The organism is Lachnoclostridium phytofermentans ISDg, assembly GCF_000018685.1.
Lineage (GTDB): Bacteria > Bacillota > Clostridia > Lachnospirales > Lachnospiraceae > Lachnoclostridium > Lachnoclostridium phytofermentans.
The window spans coordinates 3,422,971-3,440,941 of the sequence record NC_010001.1 but is presented as its reverse complement, the minus strand read 5'-3'; the positions used below and the strand labels follow the sequence as shown (position 1 = coordinate 3,440,941).

General features: G+C 38.4%; 10 protein-coding genes. 6 read left to right on the top strand and 4 right to left on the bottom strand.

Annotated elements, in window-relative coordinates; all coding sequences use genetic code 11:
* Positions 1–65: 65 nt before the first annotated feature.
* The 4 genes from CPHY_RS14550 to CPHY_RS14535 all read right to left on the bottom strand — a co-directional run bounded on the left by CPHY_RS14550 (position 66) and on the right by CPHY_RS14535 (position 3,920).
* Positions 66–641: an N-acetylmuramoyl-L-alanine amidase family protein gene (locus tag CPHY_RS14550; protein WP_012200829.1), complete on the bottom strand. Its 576-nt coding sequence runs from the start codon at positions 639–641 to the stop codon at positions 66–68.
* An 85-nt stretch (positions 642–726) separates the two neighbouring features.
* Positions 727–2,343: a S8 family peptidase gene (locus tag CPHY_RS14545; protein WP_012200828.1), complete on the bottom strand. Its 1,617-nt coding sequence runs from the start codon at positions 2,341–2,343 to the stop codon at positions 727–729.
* A gap of 400 nt (positions 2,344–2,743) precedes the next feature.
* Positions 2,744–3,115, bottom strand: a complete 372-nt coding sequence (locus CPHY_RS14540) for a YmaF family protein (protein WP_012200827.1) — start codon at positions 3,113–3,115, stop codon at positions 2,744–2,746.
* Positions 3,116–3,359: 244 nt separating this feature from the next.
* On the bottom strand, positions 3,360–3,920 hold the full coding sequence (locus CPHY_RS14535) for a ferritin family protein (RefSeq protein WP_012200826.1): 561 nt from the start codon (positions 3,918–3,920) through the stop codon (positions 3,360–3,362).
* A 302-nt stretch (positions 3,921–4,222) separates the two neighbouring features.
* Here CPHY_RS14535 and CPHY_RS14530 point away from each other — a divergent pair, with 302 nt between their 5' ends.
* The 6 genes from CPHY_RS14530 to CPHY_RS20925 all read left to right on the top strand — a co-directional run bounded on the left by CPHY_RS14530 (position 4,223) and on the right by CPHY_RS20925 (position 17,905).
* Positions 4,223–5,596, top strand: coding sequence for a glycosyltransferase (locus tag CPHY_RS14530; protein WP_012200825.1), 1,374 nt, complete (start codon positions 4,223–4,225; stop codon positions 5,594–5,596).
* A 154-nt stretch (positions 5,597–5,750) separates the two neighbouring features.
* On the top strand, positions 5,751–6,725 hold the full coding sequence (locus tag CPHY_RS14525; protein ID WP_012200824.1) for a glycosyltransferase family 4 protein: 975 nt from the start codon (positions 5,751–5,753) through the stop codon (positions 6,723–6,725).
* 108 nt (positions 6,726–6,833) lie between these two features.
* Positions 6,834–7,139: a hypothetical protein gene (locus tag CPHY_RS14520; protein WP_012200823.1), complete on the top strand. Its 306-nt coding sequence runs from the start codon at positions 6,834–6,836 to the stop codon at positions 7,137–7,139.
* Positions 7,140–7,383: 244 nt separating this feature from the next.
* Complete coding sequence (locus CPHY_RS21970) at positions 7,384–9,948, top strand: glycosyltransferase (RefSeq protein WP_012200822.1); 2,565 nt, start codon at positions 7,384–7,386, stop codon at positions 9,946–9,948.
* Between the two features lie 60 nt (positions 9,949–10,008).
* On the top strand, positions 10,009–11,079 hold the full coding sequence (locus CPHY_RS14505; RefSeq protein WP_012200821.1) for a glycosyltransferase: 1,071 nt from the start codon (positions 10,009–10,011) through the stop codon (positions 11,077–11,079).
* A 139-nt stretch (positions 11,080–11,218) separates the two neighbouring features.
* Entirely contained in the window at positions 11,219–17,905 is a 6,687-nt protein-coding gene (locus tag CPHY_RS20925; protein ID WP_012200820.1) for a chromosome segregation ATPase-like protein, read from the top strand.
* Positions 17,906–17,971 lie beyond the last annotated feature (66 nt).

Genomic DNA, 17,971 nt, shown 5'->3' with positions numbered 1-17,971 from the left:
TGAGTATTTACCTCACTTCGGTTTTTTAGGAAGACGTTTGTTTGCATGTAACACAATGTTAGAACTTATTCCAGTGGTTGGAATCCAAAGTAATTTAAGATACCAAGATAAATACCATAAGCGAAGGTATACTGCTCATTTTGTAAAAGTAAATTATCTTCATAATTTGTGATATATGCTAACTCAATAAGAATAGATGGCATTTGAGTACGACGTAGGACATATAAGGATGGATTTTCTCTAACTCCATTATATCTCGTACCTACGGTATCTACCATAAATTCCAATACGGATTCTGCCAAATTTGCTGCTTCCGTGTAAAGAGCATAAACATAAACCTCAGAGCCGTTAATTGCTGGATTAACATTTGCATTGCAATGGATACTGATAAAATAATTTGCTGGCCAAGAGTTTGCCATTTCAACTCTTGTTCTTAAGCTAGTAGCACTACTAGTTCCAAGAACTTCAGTAATAGTTTGGCGTGAAGTACGGGCTTCAAATCTAGGATCATTATTTAATAGGTCTCTTAAATAGATACCTACATTAAAGGTTACGTCTTGTTCGTTGATACCAAAACCGGTAGCCCCACCGTTAATACCACCCGGATTGTGGCCTTGATCGATAAATATTTTTATTGCCATAAGAACTCACAGTTTTCGTTTTACTATATCTTATTCACAATAGTACGAATTGATATACAAGAAAACAATATACCGATCATTTTTACTAGGTTAATTGTCGAAATAGCACGTATAGATCGAGTTTGCCATAGCCCCAGATAGGATTCGGGTACTCTATATTTGGGTTTCTAGAGGCCCCACGATTTAATAATCCGCCAATATCTCTACCAGTTATAGTAGTATAGTTTCCTTTTAATGTAGCCCATTCCATGATCATTGCAATAATTCCTGCAGTATGTGCAGCAGCGGCGCCTGTACCAGTAGCACTACCATAGGAATTTTGAAGCGTTGGGCAAGTTAATTGATATCCTGGAGCAGCAATGTCTGGTTTTACGGATGTACCAAGAGTAAAACCTCTGCTTGAATCGGTAACTATATTGTCATTATATTGATTGTAGGCGGTTACAGTAACAGTATTTTCTGCATTACCAGGGCTTGTTATGGTTATATTTGGGTCTGGTTCAAAAAAATATGTTCCGGTTGTGATGAGGTTACCAGATGGAAGCCATGCATGAAATGTAATAGCTCTTTTTTCTAAACTTACTAACTCGATAGTCCAAATCCCACTTTTAGCGTTTTCAAATCTTATTAGGATAAGCTGATTTCCTGTTTCCTCTTCAAAATTTATATTACTTATATAAATAGTTGACGACTCCAAGTTAAAATCAATTTCATGACATTCATTTAATCCCGGAGAAACCAGTGTTGATTTTACACCAGATGGCGAGGTGATGGTAACTGCAAGTCTAAAAGGAAGTCCTTGCCATATCTCAAGAGAAAACATGCTATCTTGTTCTGAAATATTCAGATGAAATTGTGTCTTAATATTAGTTTCTGTTACCTCTCCCTTATAATGCCTGTGATTATTCCCTTCATTCCCGGCAGCGACACTTATTCCAATGCGTGGTGTGAGTGATAGGTTATTTACTAAAAGACTTAGAGTACCACTACCATCATGACTACCTTGGCTAGAGCCCATACCTATGCATATTACTAATGGTTTATTGATTTTTGCAGCAACAGAGCGTACATATTCAATGCCAAGCATGACATCCGTTTCTTGATAACATTCAATATTTTCTGGTACTGAAAAAATCCTCCGATTATACCTTTTTGCTTGTTTTAATTTCACTACAATTATTTCCGAACTGGTTGCTATACCACTAAAATCTTCTATCCTATTAGGGTTACCAGCAGCTATACCGGCAAGCATTGTACCGTGTCCATTAGTATCCGTTGTTGGTACGGTTGAATAAGGATTTGATTGCTTTAAGGCATAATTCAATAAATTCTTACTATATTCTGTTCCGAACGTAAAACCTGTCGGGGGAGGTCCATTTTCAATAGTTTGATCCCATATAGAGTAGATTCTTGAGGTTCCATCAGGGTTTCGGAAGGCTTGATGTTGATAATCTATACCAGTATCAATAAAAGCCATTAAGATACCTTGGCCATAGAGTGGGAGATTTATAAAATTCCGTACATTAAATGCGCCAGACTTTTCTAGACTTATTGTGGAGTTTAATGTATAAATTTTAGGAAACATACGGTATGGATAGGTATCTAAAATACACATTCTAAAATCGCTGGCTGTTACATGATTAATTGAGTTTCGTTCATTCATTCTCGTAACATTATCATCTTTTCTTAATTGTTCAGCCAATGTATTGTCTATGATTAGGTCAAAGTAGTTCTCATCAATAACTTTATTAATAGTAATCTCCTTCCTCGATAGGACTTTGAATACAACTTCTTATCATAATGTTATGAGTAGAAGAATCGTTATATTCGTTGTTAAAGAGGAGAATATGTTAAGTTAAATAAAATAAAGGTATCATAATAGCTCATCATTCATCCTACAATTTTCATACAATCTCATAAGAAGTGGGATAACAAAACAAACGAATATTAAAATATGTTTACAGTAAGAATTGAAATGGCTATCTTAGCAGGAAACACCACGGCTTCATTTATCAGCTAGTATTTCAACGTAGTGTATAATTTATGAGAAGGAAAAGATCGAAAATCGAGCTTTTCCTTGCTTCATAATTATTTAGAGTAGATTAGCATTCTTCTTCACTAATTTGATCTTGAATAAAGGTAGCTAATCTAAAATTGTGTCTGTGACCGTCATTTACTGTTGTTACAGATTCTAGAAAATGGACATGCCTATCACCAACTTTAATTGCACCCGAAGTTTTTCCACAGAATTCATGAAAATGATCCTCATAGAAATCTGTTCGAAACTTTACATTGTGAATGTGATCTTTTTGACCAATTGGAATTGCTTCTCCAGAAACAATAGCAAAGCGATGGTTATGAGGATCTACACTTGGCTCTGCTATTTCAAGACTACCCTGTATTTCATGAACATGACTCTGTTTTCTTTTTCTTTTGTGATGATAATCAAAACTTTGGCGATTATAGTTTCCCATACTTTTCTCCTATTCTAATTATAATAAAAAATGCTCCCATATTACAATATGCGAAATTTGTTATTTAGTGTAATATAAAGCGAAATTAAGTAGAATATTTAAAAAGTTAGAGTAAAGGTTTTGAAAATAAATACGGCTACTGATTTATTATTCAAGTGCACCTTAAATATTAGTTTTTTTACTAACATTTAGGGTGCACTTCATAGTTTCAGTAGCTTTTTTGGTAGTACCATTTAGAGGATCGTTAAATATTACAATTATTTTTGCTATATAAATAGGTGTAAAGAATACCGTGTCTGATTTCATCGGTAATAATTTCTGTTAACATATTGATATGAACACGATTTTGCATGGCAAAGAGAATCTGACGGTATTTGGCTACTGCACTTTCTTCACCTATAATGGAACGTTGCAGACCTTCACAGTAACTTGATGGAGGTACAAAACGTTCGCCAGGTAACTGAGGGGCTGTTTGTCCTGTAAGTTCACTATAAAGTTTAAGAAAAAGGCTATGATGTCTGAGTTCATTATCACGTATTCCACTTATGATTTGCCTATCTTCTGCAGTAGGTGCATTATTTATTAAATAGGTATAAAATAATCTGTCCTCTTCTTCACCGGCAATAGCTTCCTCAATAAGTGCAATAGCGTTTGAGAAATTTTCGGGATATGAATAAATATCCTCATTAATTGTAGCAGTATTATTATTATTATTATTATTAGCGGTTATGCGGATATCATAAAATTCTGGCTCGTCGTAATCATAACGGGATTCATTATATCGATAGTAATCATTATAGTGCATAAATTTCTCCAATATTAACGTTTTTAATATTATATGATTGGAAAGACATAATGGCACTAAGAACGCCAGACTTTACTTGGGCAAAGTCATATTCTACATAAATAATGACCCTCTAATTTATCACATAAGATAATACCAGAAATATAATAAATATAGCCTCCATTCTTTTCCTTGTAAGCAAACACCTTGCATGTGACATAGGAACCAGCTAAAGAGATGGCCTCAACCAGCCAAATCATGTAGACTTACTGGAGCTTAAGAAATTGGTAAACTCATTAAAGTAAAAAAAGGAGAATAGGTTCATGGAGAATCCTGTTACCAGCATTATCATTTTGGCACATAACAACTTCGAGTCTTTGCGAAAGTGCATCGACAGCATACGGAAGTATACCACTGATGGAACCTATGAAATCATCGTTGTCGATAATCATTCTACCGATGGTACTGCCCAATGGCTTCAATCCCAGCAAGATATCCGAGCGATTATCAACACAGACAACGTCGGCTGCCCAAGAGGGTATAATCAAGCCATTAATATAGCATTGGGAGATGCTGTACTACTAATGAATAATGATATCATTGTAACTCCTAACTGGCTTAAAAACCTTATCCAATGTCTTTATAGTGCGGATGATATTGGAGCAGTTGGCCCTATAACCAATAATTGCCCTATTCAGCAACTACCAGTGAAGTATAGTAGCATTGAAGAGATGTTTGAATTCGCGAAAACCTATAATATTTCCAATCCTGAAACTTGGGAAGAACGATTGAAATTAATAAGTTTCTGTTTGTTAATCAAGAAGTCTGCAATAGAAAAAATTGGCCTGCTTGATGAAGGTTTCACCCCGGGTAATTTTGAAGATGATGATTTATCGTTTAGTTTAAGAATTGCTAGATACAAACTGATGCTTTGTAAGGATACGTTTATTCACAATTTTGGGTATATAACTTTTAAGGATTATGGGAGCCAGTCTTTAGAAACCTTCAAGCTGAATCAAAAGAAATTTGAAGACAAGTGGGGATTCAATTCATTGTATTCTACCTTTGCACGTCAAGAATTAATTAACTTTATTAACAAGCCTAAAACTCAAAGCTTTGCTGTTCTTGATGTAGGCTGCGCATGCGGAAATACCCTCTTACAGATCAAAAATACTTATCCTAACTCTATACTGTATGGAATTGAATTGAACAAAGGAGCTTCAGAAATCGCGAAAACTGTTGCCAATGTGACAGCAGATAATATAGAGTCCTTAGATGTTCACTTTGATGAAAACTACTTTGACTACATCTTATTTGGAGATGTCCTTGAACATTTAGTAGACCCATGGCAGGTTCTACTAAATATCAAACGGTACCTAAAACCTGATGGGAAAATTTTAGCTAGTATTCCCAATGTCATGCATATTAGCATTGTCAAAAAATTGATTCATGGTAATTGGACTTATGAAGATGCGGGAATTCTGGATAGAACTCATATGAGATTTTTTACACTAAAGGAAATCCACAAAATGTTTAGGGATAGTGGTTACAGCGATATATATGTTGCAGGTAAATTATTAATGGAGTCAAAAGAAGACTTCGAATTAATCGAAAATTTATGTAAATTGTCAAACCCTGATTTATCAAAGCAATTCGAGATATACCAGTACTTAATAAAGGCTTCTGTTAAGCCATAAAAAATGTTGAATAAATTTATATTCAACTTAGATTTACTAAATTATAAATTTATAAAGTAATTACTTTAATCTAAGTATCAAATTGTCTGAAATAGGGTCATGAAAACTATATGAATCATATATTGTGTTATGTTAAAACAAAAAGGTGATAAGAATGAAGATTGTTCAGGTGGCTCCCGATGTTTATCCTATTCCTCCGGTTAACTATGGAGGAATAGAACGTGTTATGTACGACTTAATAGAAGAACTGGTCAGGAGAGGCCATGAGGTCTTTCTTTATGCACCAAAGGGGAGTAATACGAGTGCTAGGTTAATCCCATACCAGCATGAGAAGTCATGGAGTCAACATGAGATATTGAAATATGTGTCAGCCACATTACCAGAGGATATTGATATTATTCATGACCATACCCATGCATCCATTATAGGAAGAGTTGGATTGCCTGTACCGACGGTATGTACGGAGCACTTTTCAGCAAATTGTCCAGTAAAATATCCTGTTTATGCAAGTAGAACTGTTCAAGAAAGGTATGGAGGCAACCAGGGCTTTTTTATTCATCATGGAATCCGTTTGGAAGACTTTGAATTTAAGGAGTCAAAGGAAGATTACCTTTTTTATATTGGAAAACTGGATGAATCCAAAGGGCCTCAATTTGCTATAAAGGTTTCAGAAAGAACCAATAAAATGCTGATACTTGCTGGTCCGATCCATGATACTGCCTATTTTGATAAGGCAATTGCTCCTGTGATAAAAGCAAATCCCAATATAATCTTTATCGGTGAAGTTGGAGGGAGAAGAAAGCAAGACCTTCTTAAGAATGCTGCATGTGTATTATTCCCGACCTTATGCCAAGAATCCTTTGGGCTGGTTGCAATTGAAGCGATGGCTTGCGGAACACCAGTGTTATCATTTCCAAGTGGAGCAGTACCTGAAGTACTACAAGGCGTTCCAGACTTTATATGTACAAACGTAGATGAAATGGTTCAAAAAGTTCTTAGCGGAGACTATCCAAAACCTCAGCTGTTAAGAGATTATGTTAAGAATAATTTCAGTATTGAGCTAATGGCTGATAGGTACATTAAAGTATACATGCAGGTTTTAGCGTTGGAACATTTATATTATTCTTAATTGTATATATAAAAAGTAACAAAAAAATGCATATTGCGTACCATGTAAATATACTTACAAGTTACTGTTGCCCCTATAGGTACAACAGGTTTCAGAGCTACCTATGTCTTGCCGGGTCCTCCGACTACACCGGATGCAATTATCATACTGTTAGATATCAATGTCGTTGGAGGGACATTTGCAGATTCAACGATAGCACTGACCACACAAGTAATCAATAATGGTGAAGCCCCGATTCAAATTGGATTAAGATATCTGCTTGATTACATGATTGATTTCGATGACGGTCCAACTTTCCAGCAGCTTGGCCCGAATGGTCCAATCCTTGTTAATGAAACGCAGTTCGTTTTGCCAACATTTGAAGACTATGAAATTGAGGATAATGATGTAAGTCCTAATCACTGCTGCCTTTAGCAGCTGTAGTAGTAAGGGGAATGCCTTTTTAAATCATGATATGCATTTAAGTTAGCTGTTCTTGATACTAAACATGATGAATTAGCAAACTATTTCACTTGTCATAAATAATAACCTTGCAGCGTTAAAACAGCAAGGTTATTTTACTTTAAGTTTCTTTTTATGAACGATTAATTAACTTAATTCACACTGTCCAATCTATGGGAATATATTATATTGAATATCTTAAGTTAAGGAGATAAGGATGAATATGCCTTCAATTTATGAGACCAAATTAGAAAATGGTGAAGCTCTAACTTTGAAAGAGCTTTTTTATTATGCAGAAAAGCTTTTTGATGGCAAGCAATATGATAAGGCTATGGAATATTATGAAAAGTTCATAAAAGAAAAGGAAGGTTGGACAGGAGATAAGCTTATCGCCTGTGACAGGCTTGCAGATATGTTCAGACAAAAAGAGGACAAAGAAAACGAAATGAAAATCGTATTCAAATCCTTTGAATATGACTTACCCAGACCGGAATTCTTATGTAGGCTAGGAGTGCTATTTACTGAACTAGGTCAAATAAATATGGCAGTTTTCTGGTATAGCCTTGCATTATCCATAGAGAAATCGGCAGACAATCTGGGTTTTTTCAAGGAGGAGTGCTGGAGCTGGCTACCACATCTTAAGCTTTGTGGCTGCTACTTTAGACTTGGAGATTATAATAAGGCATATATGCATAACGAACTTGCGCTGGGTTTTAAACCAAGTGATGCGAGCCTGTTGCATAATAAAAAGTCACTTGAAGTGCTTCTCAATAATAATAAACTGGAGGGTCAGGCAAATCACAAAAGAATTTTAACAATTGTCCAGGTTGCACCGGATGTTTATCCTGTACCTCCTACAAATTATGGCGGAATAGAAGTAGTAATCTATGAAATTACGGAAGAACTCGTAAGAAGAGGGCATAAGGTATACCTCTATGCGCCGGAAGGAAGCAAAACAAGTGCCACCTTAATTCCTTACCAGCATTCAGGTAAGGGCGATTTTAACCAAATAGCTGAATATGTTCTAGGAACCATGCCCGAGGGTGTTGACATCATACATGATCATACCCATATTTCTGTTTTGGGTAAAAAGAATCTCAATATACCGACTATATGCACGATTCACGGTACAATTAATTACCGTGTAAATTACCCTGTTTTTGTTAGCCAAAGAGCACTTAACGTAATTGGCGGTGGCCATGGATTTTATGTGTACAATGGACTTAATCTGGAAGAGTATGAGTATTCTGAGGAGAAAGATGATTATATGCTTTACCTTGGAAGGCTCGATAAGATGAAAGGGCTGGGGCATGCTCTCGATATTGCAGATCTGACGAATAAGAGGCTTGTTATTGCAGGTCCCGTACATGATCTTGCTTATTTTAACAATGAAATTGAGCCGAGGATAAGAAAAAATCCGAAGATACAATATATTGGATCTATAGGAGGCAAGGAGAAGCAAGAGATTCTGAAAAAAGCTTGCTGCCTTTTATTCCCTACTTCATGGGAAGAACCATTTGGTCTTGTAATGATTGAAGCGATGGCTTGCGGAACCCCTGTCATCGCACTTGGAAATGGAGCCGTTCCTGAAGTCCTTAAAGGATTTCCAGAATGTATTTGCAACAGCGTTGATGAAATGGCAGATAAGGTAATGGGAGGAAACTATTCTAAGCCAAACGAGCTTCGTGAGTATGCAATCAAACATTTTACAACCGAAAAGATGGTGGACGGATATCTGGAGGTCTATGAAAAAGTGATTTCTGAACAGCCTGCCCACTTAAGTGTTCCAAGTATTGTAAAAAGCAAAAAAGATACCTTAAAAATTATTCAGATAGCCCCTGATGCTTTCCCAGTCCCGCCTAAAGATTATGGTGGAATTGAAAGGGTTATATATGACCTTACGGAAGAGCTTGTCAAACGAGGTCATGAAGTATTTCTTTTCGCAGCTGAGGGTAGTATCAGTAGTGCGAATATAATCCCGTATACTCATAAAGGTCCGGATTCTGAAAAAATAGCTGACTTTGTAAAAAAAACCCTTCCTTCTATTGGCGCAGATATCATACATGACCATACTCATGCTTCCGTCTTAAGCAGGTGTGACCTTTCAATACCTATTATCAGTACCATACATGATAGTCGTAAAAACTCTGCAAAAAATCCTATTTACCTATGTCAGAAAGCATTAAGAAATGCCGGCTTGAACCAGGGCTATTCTGTATATAACGGTATTAATCCCGAGGATTATGAGTTTTCTGAAAGCAAAGAGGATTACCTTATTTTCTTAGGAATTTTATATTCCCATAAAGGGATTAACTATGCCCTTGATGTAGCTGAAAGAACTGGAATGCGACTCATTATAGCGGGACCTCTTTATGATATTGAGTATTATAAAAAAGCGATAGAACCGCGTATAAAAGCAAATACGAATATAAGTTATGTAGGTTCTGTTGGAGGAAAAGAGAGGCAGAACCTTCTGAAACATGCAAAATGCATGCTTTTTCCAACTGTATGGGAGGAGCCTTTTGGGCTTGTAATGGTTGAAGCAATGGCATGTGGTACACCTGTCCTTGCATTTGGAAACGGTGCAGTTCCTGAGGTGCTTAAGGGATTCCCTGAACTAATTTGTAGTAATGTGGATGAAATGATTTACAAGGTCCAAAACATGGAATTTCCGAAAGCAAAAGTACTGAGAACCTATGTTGAGAATAATTTCTCGGCAGTAAAGATGACGGAAAATTATATAAATATTTATAGAAAAGTTATTGAGGAAGAGAAAAATTAGTAGGCACAACAACATTTTGTAAACATAAAAAATATAACAGAAGTTAGCTGAGGTGGATTTATGATTACTATCAGTTTGTGTATGATTGTCAGGAATGAAGAGGATAATATTTCCAAATGCCTGATTTCAGTTAGAGATATTGTTGATGAAATAATCATTGTCGATACAGGCTCTACTGATAAAACAAAAGAAATAGTAGGACTATTTACAAATGAAATTTATGATTTCGAATGGATAAATGATTTTTCAGCAGCAAGGAATTTTTCTTTTTCAAAAGCAACAAAAGACTATATTCTTTGGTTGGACGCCGATGATGTCCTCCTTGAAGCAGACCGGATAAAATTAAAGAGGGTTAAGGAAATTCTTGACCCAAGTATAGATGTAGTAATGATGAATTACAACTATGCATTTGATGAAAAAGGGAATGTACTGTTATCGCATTTCAGAGAACGACTATTGAAGAGAGCAAAGAATTTCTTATGGAACGATCCCATACATGAGTTTATTTCATTTGAGGGAAAAGTAGTAAATTCTGATATAACCATTACTCATAAAAAATCTCATATGAACAACCGTAGAAATTTAAATATACTTGAAGCAATGTTGGCTGAAGGTAAGGAGTTTTCGCCGCGCAATATGTTTTACTACGCAAGGGAAAAGCTCAATGTGAATGAATATGAGGGAGCTATTGAGTATTTTAACAAGATGCTTGATTCAGAAAAAGGATTACCTGCAGACTGCATAAGCTCCTGTATTTATCTTGCTAAAGCATACAAAGCTAAAAATGACAGGAAAAATATGCTTAAAGCATTAATTAGAAGCTTTGAATACGACACACCAAGAGCAGAAATCTGCTGTCAATTAGGTTATTACTATAAGGATATCGAGGATTATAAAAGAGCTATTTTTTGGTTTGATCTTGCTATGAAGCTTGAAAAACCCGAATCAAAATGGGGGCCAATACTTCATGAATATTGGGGTTTCATACCATGTATTGAGCTGTGTTTATGCTATTACAAGCTGGGAAATATTGATGAAGCTATTAAATTTAATGATAAAGCTGCAGAGTATAAACCTGAGCATCCTTCAGTTTTACAAAACAAAAAAGCTTTTGGCAATATTAAAAATTAAGTTAATTGATAATTTTATTGCAACTATAAAATTTCTTAATTATTTAAAATATATTAAATAGAATTTCGTGTAACATTATAGGTTAATATGGCATAATTTGTATATAGAAGAACTATTTTTATTAAAGGGGGGGTGACAAATGCCTTATAATGATAAATATTACAATAAGTATGGTTTAATAAAGAACGATAATGATTATAACGATGAAGATGATGACAGACACCTTTGCCATGATGGCAATGACAGATATGATTGTGGTGAAGACGATGACAGATACGATTGTCATGAAGATGATGACAGATACGATTGTCATGAAGACGATGACAGATACGATTGTGATGAAGACGATGACAGATACGATTGTCATGAAGACAATGACAGATACGATTGTCATGAAGACGATGACAGATACGATTGTGATGAAGACGATGACAGATATGATTGTGATGAAGACGATAGATACGATTGTGATAAAGACTGTGATGAAATCTGTGATAATGATGAATGCTGCTTTTTGTGTGATACTGAATTGATTATTTGCCTTCTTACCAATAGAAAATTCGGATTGAAGGAGATCAAAAGAGAAGTAAGAAGGATTGAAACCATAGTTGGTATTATCGAGACTATAGTTGTTGAAATCCAGACCCAGGTGGCAGTAATCGACACAAATGTGGCAAGAATTGAGTCCACAATAGGAGAGGTAGCAACCCAGGTTGCCATAATCGACACGAATGTGGCACGAATCGAGACTTCAATCATAGAGATTCAGACCCAAGTTGCAGTAATTGATACGAATGTAGCAAGAATCGAGTCTACAATAGGAGAGGTAGCGACCCAGGTTGCCATAATCGACACGAATGTGGCACGAATCGAGACTTCAATCATAGAGATTCAGACCCAGGTTGCCGTAATTGATACGAATGTAGCAAGAATCGAGTCTACAATAGGAGAGGTAGCGACTCAGGTTGCCATAATCGACACGAATGTGGCACGAATCGAGACTTCAATCATAGAGATTCAGACCCAGGTTGCCGTAATCGATACGAATGTGGCACGAATCGAGTCCGCAGTAGCAGAGATTGAGACTCAGGTATCCGTGATTGATACGAATGTAGCAGTGATTGAAACCATAGTAGGTAGAATCGAGACTTCAGTAGTTGAAATCCAGACCCAGGTATCTGTAATCGACACGAATGTGGCACGAATCGAGACTAGTATTATTGAGATCCAGACCCAGGTAGCTGTAATCGATACGAATGTAGCAAGAATCGAGTCCGCAGTAGCAGAGATTGAGACTCAGGTATCCGTGATTGATACGAATGTATCGGTGATTGAAACCATAGTAGGTAGAATCGAGACTTCAGTAGTTGAAATCCAGACCCAGGTATCTGTAATCGACACGAATGTGGCAAGAATCGAGACTAGTATTATTGAGATCCAGACCCAGGTAGCTGTAATCGATACGAATGTAGCAAGAATCGAGTCCGCAGTAGCAGAGATTGAGACTCAAGTATCCGTGATTGATACGAATGTATCGGTGATTGAAACGATAGTAGGTAGAATCGAGACTTCAGTAGTTGAAATCCAGACCCAGGTATCTGTAATCGACACGAATGTAGCACGAATCGAGACTAGTATTATTGAGATCCAGACCCAGGTGGCTGTAATCGATACGAATGTAGCAAGAATCGAGTCCGCAGTAGCAGAGATTGAGACTCAGGTATCCGTGATTGATACGAATGTATCGGTAATTGAAACCATAGTAGGTAGAATCGAGACTTCAGTAGTTGAAATCCAGACCCAGGTAGCTGTAATCGACACGAATGTGGCACGAATCGAGACTAGTATTATTGAGATCCAGACCCAGGTAGCCGTAATCGATACGAATGTAGCAAGAATCGAGTCCGCAGTAGCAGAGATTGAGACTCAGGTATCCGTGATTGATACGAATGTATCGGTGATTGAAACGATAGTAGGTAGAATCGAGACTTCAGTAGTTGAAATCCAGACCCAGGTATCTGTAATCGACACGAATGTAGCACGAATCGAGACTAGTATTATTGAGATCCAGACCCAGGTGGCTGTAATCGATACGAATGTAGCAAGAATCGAGTCCGCAGTAGCAGAGATTGAGACTCAGGTATCCGTGATTGATACGAATGTATCGGTGATTGAAACGATAGTAGGTAGAATCGAGACTTCAGTAGTTGAAATCCAGACCCAGGTATCTGTAATCGACACGAATGTGGCACGAATCGAGACTAGTATTATTGAGATCCAGACCCAGGTAGCCGTAATCGATACGAATGTAGCAAGAATCGAGTCCGCAGTAGCAGAGATTGAGACTCAAGTATCCGTGATTGATACGAATGTATCGGTGATTGAAACGATAGTAGGTAGAATCGAGACTTCAGTAGTTGAAATCCAGACCCAGGTGGCTGTAATTGACACGAATGTTGCAAAAATCGAGACTGCAATAACAGAGATAGAGACCCAGGTTGCCGTAATCGACACAAATGTGGCGAAAATCGAGTCCGCAGTAGCAGAGATTGAGACCCAGGTATCCGTGATTGACACGAATGTTGCAAAAATCGAGACTGCAATAACAGAGATCCAGACCCAGGTGGCTGTAATCGATACGAATGTTGCAAAAATCGAGACTGCAATAACAGAGATCCAGACCCAGGTATCTGTAATCGACACGAATGTAGCAAGAATCGAGACTAGTATTATTGAGATCCAGACCCAGGTGGCTGTAATCGATACGAATGTAGCAAGAATCGAGTCCGCAGTAGCAGAGATTGAGACTCAGGTATCCGTGATTGATACGAATGTATCGGTGATTGAAACGATAGTAGGTAGAATCGAGACTTCAGTAGTTGAAATCCAGACCCAGGTATCTGTAATCGACACGAATGTGGCACGAATCGAGACTAGTATTATTGAGATCCAGACCCAGGTAGCCGTAATCGATACGAATGTAGCAAGAATCGAGTCCGCAGTAGCAGAGATTGAGACTCAAGTATCCGTGATTGATACGAATGTATCGGTGATTGAAACGATAGTAGGTAGAATCGAGACTTCAGTAGTTGAAATCCAGACCCAGGTGGCTGTAATTGACACGAATGTTGCAAAAATCGAGACTGCAATAACAGAGATAGAGACCCAGGTTGCCGTAATCGACACAAATGTGGCGAAAATCGAGTCCGCAGTAGCAGAGATTGAGACCCAGGTATCCGTGATTGACACGAATGTTGCAAAAATCGAGACTGCAATAACAGAGATCCAGACCCAGGTGGCTGTAATCGACACGAATGTGGCAAGAATCGAGACTTCAATAACAGAGATAGAGACCCAGGTTGCCGTAATCGACACAAATGTGGCAAAAATCGAGTCCGCAGTAGCAGAGATTGAGACCCAGGTATCCGTGATTGACACGAATGTTGCAAAAATCGAGACTGCAATAACAGAGATCCAGACCCAGGTGGCTGTAATCGATACGAATGTTGCAAAAATCGAGACTGCAATAACAGAGATCCAGACCCAGGTAGCCGTAATCGACACGAATGTGGCAAGAATCGAGACTTCAATAATAGAGATCCAGACCCAGGTAGCCGTAATCGATACGAATGTAGCAAGAATCGAGTCCGCAGTAGCAGAGATTGAGACTCAGGTATCTGTGATTGATACGAATGTATCGGTAATCGAAACCATAGTAGGTAGAATCGAGACTTCAGTAGTTGAAATCCAGACCCAGGTAGCTGTAATCGACACGAATGTGGCAAGAATCGAGACTAGTATTATTGAGATCCAGACCCAGGTAGCTGTAATCGATACGAATGTAGCAAGAATTGAGTCCGCAGTAGCAGAGATTGAGACCCAGGTATCCGTGATTGATACGAATGTTGCAGTGATTGAAACCATAGTAGGTAGAATCGAGACTTCAGTAGTTGAAATCCAGACCCAGGTATCTGTAATCGACACGAATGTGGCAAGAATTGAATCCGCAGTATCAGAGGTAGAGACCCAGATATCCGTGATCGATACGAATGTATCAGTGATTGAAACGATAGTAGGTAGAATCGAGACTAGTGTAGTTGAAATCCAAACCCAGGTATCCGTAATCGACACGAATGTGGCACGGATCGAAACTAGTATTATTGAAATCCAGACCCAGGTAGCTGTAATCGATACGAATGTGGCACGAATTGAGTCCTCAGTAGCAGAGATCGAGACCCAGGTATCCGTGATTGATACGAATGTAGCAGTGATTGAAACGATATTAGTTGAAATCCAGACCCAGGTGGCTGTAATAGACACGAATGTGGCACGAATTGAATCTGCAATAGGAGAGATCCCGACCCAGGTGGCAACGATTGACACGAATGTGGCTACAATAGAGACTATCGTATCAAGAATCGAGTCCTCAGTAGCAGAGATCGAGACCCAGGTATCTGTGATTGATACGAATGTAGCAGTGATTGAAACGATAGTAGGTAGAATCGAGACTAGTGTAGTTGAAATCCAAACTCAGGTATCCGTAATCGACACGAATGTGGCACGAATCGAGACTAGTGTTATTGAAATCCAGACCCAGGTAGCTGTAATCGATACGAATGTGGCACGAATTGAGTCCTCAGTAGCAGAGATCGAGACCCAGGTATCTGTGATTGATACGAATGTAGCAGTAATTGAAACCATATTAGTCGAAATCCAGACCCAGGTGGCTGTAATAGACACGAATGTGGCACGAATTGAATCTGCAATAGGAGAGATCCCGACCCAGGTGGCAACGATTGACACGAATGTGGCTACAATAGAGACTATCGTATCAAGAATCGAGTCCTCAGTAGCAGAGATCGAGACCCAGGTATCTGTGATTGATACGAATGTAGCAGTGATTGAAACGATAGTAGGTAGAATCGAGACTAGTGTAGTTGAAATCCAAACTCAGGTATCCGTAATCGACACGAATGTGGCACGAATCGAGACTAGTGTTATTGAAATCCAGACCCAGGTAGCTGTAATCGATACGAATGTGGCACGAATTGAGTCCTCAGTAGCAGAGATCGAGACCCAGGTATCTGTGATTGATACAAATGTAGCAGTAATTGAAACCATATTAGTCGAAATCCAGACCCAGGTAGCTGTAATCGACACGAATGTGGCAAGAATTGAATCTGCAATAGGAGAGATCCCGACCCAGGTGGCAACGATTGACACGAATGTGGCTACAATAGAGACTATCGTATCAAGAATCGAGTCCTCAGTAGCAGAGATCGAGACCCAGGTATCTGTGATTGATACGAATGTAGCAGTAATTGAAACCATATTAGTCGAAATCCAGACCCAGGTAGCTGTAATCGACACGAATGTGGCAAGAATCGAGTCTGCAATAGGAGAGATCCCGACCCAGGTGGCAACGATTGACACGAATGTGGCTACAATAGAGACTATCGTATCACGAATCGAGTCCTCAGTAGCAGAGATCGAGACCCAGGTATCTGTGATTGATACGAATGTAGCAGTGATTGAAACCATATTAGTCGAAATCCAGACCCAGGTAGCTGTAATCGACACGAATGTGGCAAGAATTGAATCTGCAATAGGAGAGATCCCGACCCAGGTGGCAACGATTGACACGAATGTGGCTACAATAGAGACTATCGTATCAAGAATCGAGTCCTCAGTAGCAGAGATCGAGACCCAGGTATCTGTGATTGATACGAATGTAGCAGTAATTGAAACCATATTAGTCGAAATCCAGACCCAGGTAGCTGTAATCGACACGAATGTGGCAAGAATTGAATCTGCAATAGGAGAGATCCCGACCCAGGTGGCAACGATTGACACGAATGTGGCTACAATAGAGACTATCGTATCAAGAATCGAGTCCTCAGTAGCAGAGATCGAGACCCAGGTATCTGTGATTGATACGAATGTAGCAGTGATTGAAACCATATTAGTCGAAATCCAGACCCAGGTAGCTGTAATCGACACGAATGTGGCAAGAATTGAATCTGCAATAGGAGAGATCCCGACCCAGGTGGCAACGATTGACACGAATGTGGCTACAATAGAGACTATCGTATCAAGAATCGAGTCCTCAGTAGCAGAGATCGAGACCCAGGTATCTGTGATTGATACGAATGTAGCAGTAATTGAAACCATATTAGTTGAAATCGAGACCCAGGTAGCCGTAATAGACACGAATGTGGCAAGAATCCAGACCGAGGTATCCGTGATCGATACCAATGTAGCTAAAATAGAGACTATCGTAACAATAATTGAGTCTAGCGTTGCTGAAATTCAGACTCAGGTCTCAGTAATAGACACTAATGTGGCAATAATCGAAACTTTACTCGGTCATTTGAATGAAATTGAGACCCAGGTTGCTATAATTGACACAAATGTGGCGAGAATCGAAACATTACTAGGTATTGGTTCGTGTACTAGACTTACAACTGGACCGGTATTGCGAGATAACGGAACTAACAGTATTGTAGTCAAAGTACTGAATAATTCTATTGCAACTGTTACTGATGTATCGTCGATATTGTTCAATATAGAAACATGTCCGAAGCTTGCTGTGGAAACAGTAGTGTTTGACCCACTGCCTCCGAAATGTTCAGATCACTTTGTCTTCGGACTTACAGAAAATATACAGGATGAATTTGAGATAGAATTCCTTGGCGTTACCACAGAGATATTTGTTTCTGTCGCTGCACGTCATGAATCGCCAAATGCTCCGTTTACGTCCAATTCAATTGTAGAGCCTAACTCCTTCCGCTTTAGCGAACTGTCATGCACTAATGATCCGCAATGATGAACTATAGATTATTATAAATGATAAATTTAAATCACACCATAGTATTTCACTATGGTGTGATTT

Coding starts and splice junctions, on each gene's coding strand:
- CPHY_RS14550 (WP_012200829.1), bottom strand. CDS start 641: ATGGCAATAAAAATATTTATCGATCAAGGCCACAATCCGGGTGGTATT.
- CPHY_RS14540 (WP_012200827.1), bottom strand. CDS start 3,115: ATGGGAAACTATAATCGCCAAAGTTTTGATTATCATCACAAAAGAAAA.
- CPHY_RS14535 (WP_012200826.1), bottom strand. CDS start 3,920: ATGCACTATAATGATTACTATCGATATAATGAATCCCGTTATGATTAC.
- CPHY_RS14530 (WP_012200825.1), top strand. CDS start 4,223: ATGGAGAATCCTGTTACCAGCATTATCATTTTGGCACATAACAACTTC.
- CPHY_RS14525 (WP_012200824.1), top strand. CDS start 5,751: ATGAAGATTGTTCAGGTGGCTCCCGATGTTTATCCTATTCCTCCGGTT.
- CPHY_RS21970 (WP_012200822.1), top strand. CDS start 7,384: ATGAATATGCCTTCAATTTATGAGACCAAATTAGAAAATGGTGAAGCT.
- CPHY_RS14505 (WP_012200821.1), top strand. CDS start 10,009: ATGATTACTATCAGTTTGTGTATGATTGTCAGGAATGAAGAGGATAAT.
- CPHY_RS20925 (WP_012200820.1), top strand. CDS start 11,219: ATGCCTTATAATGATAAATATTACAATAAGTATGGTTTAATAAAGAAC.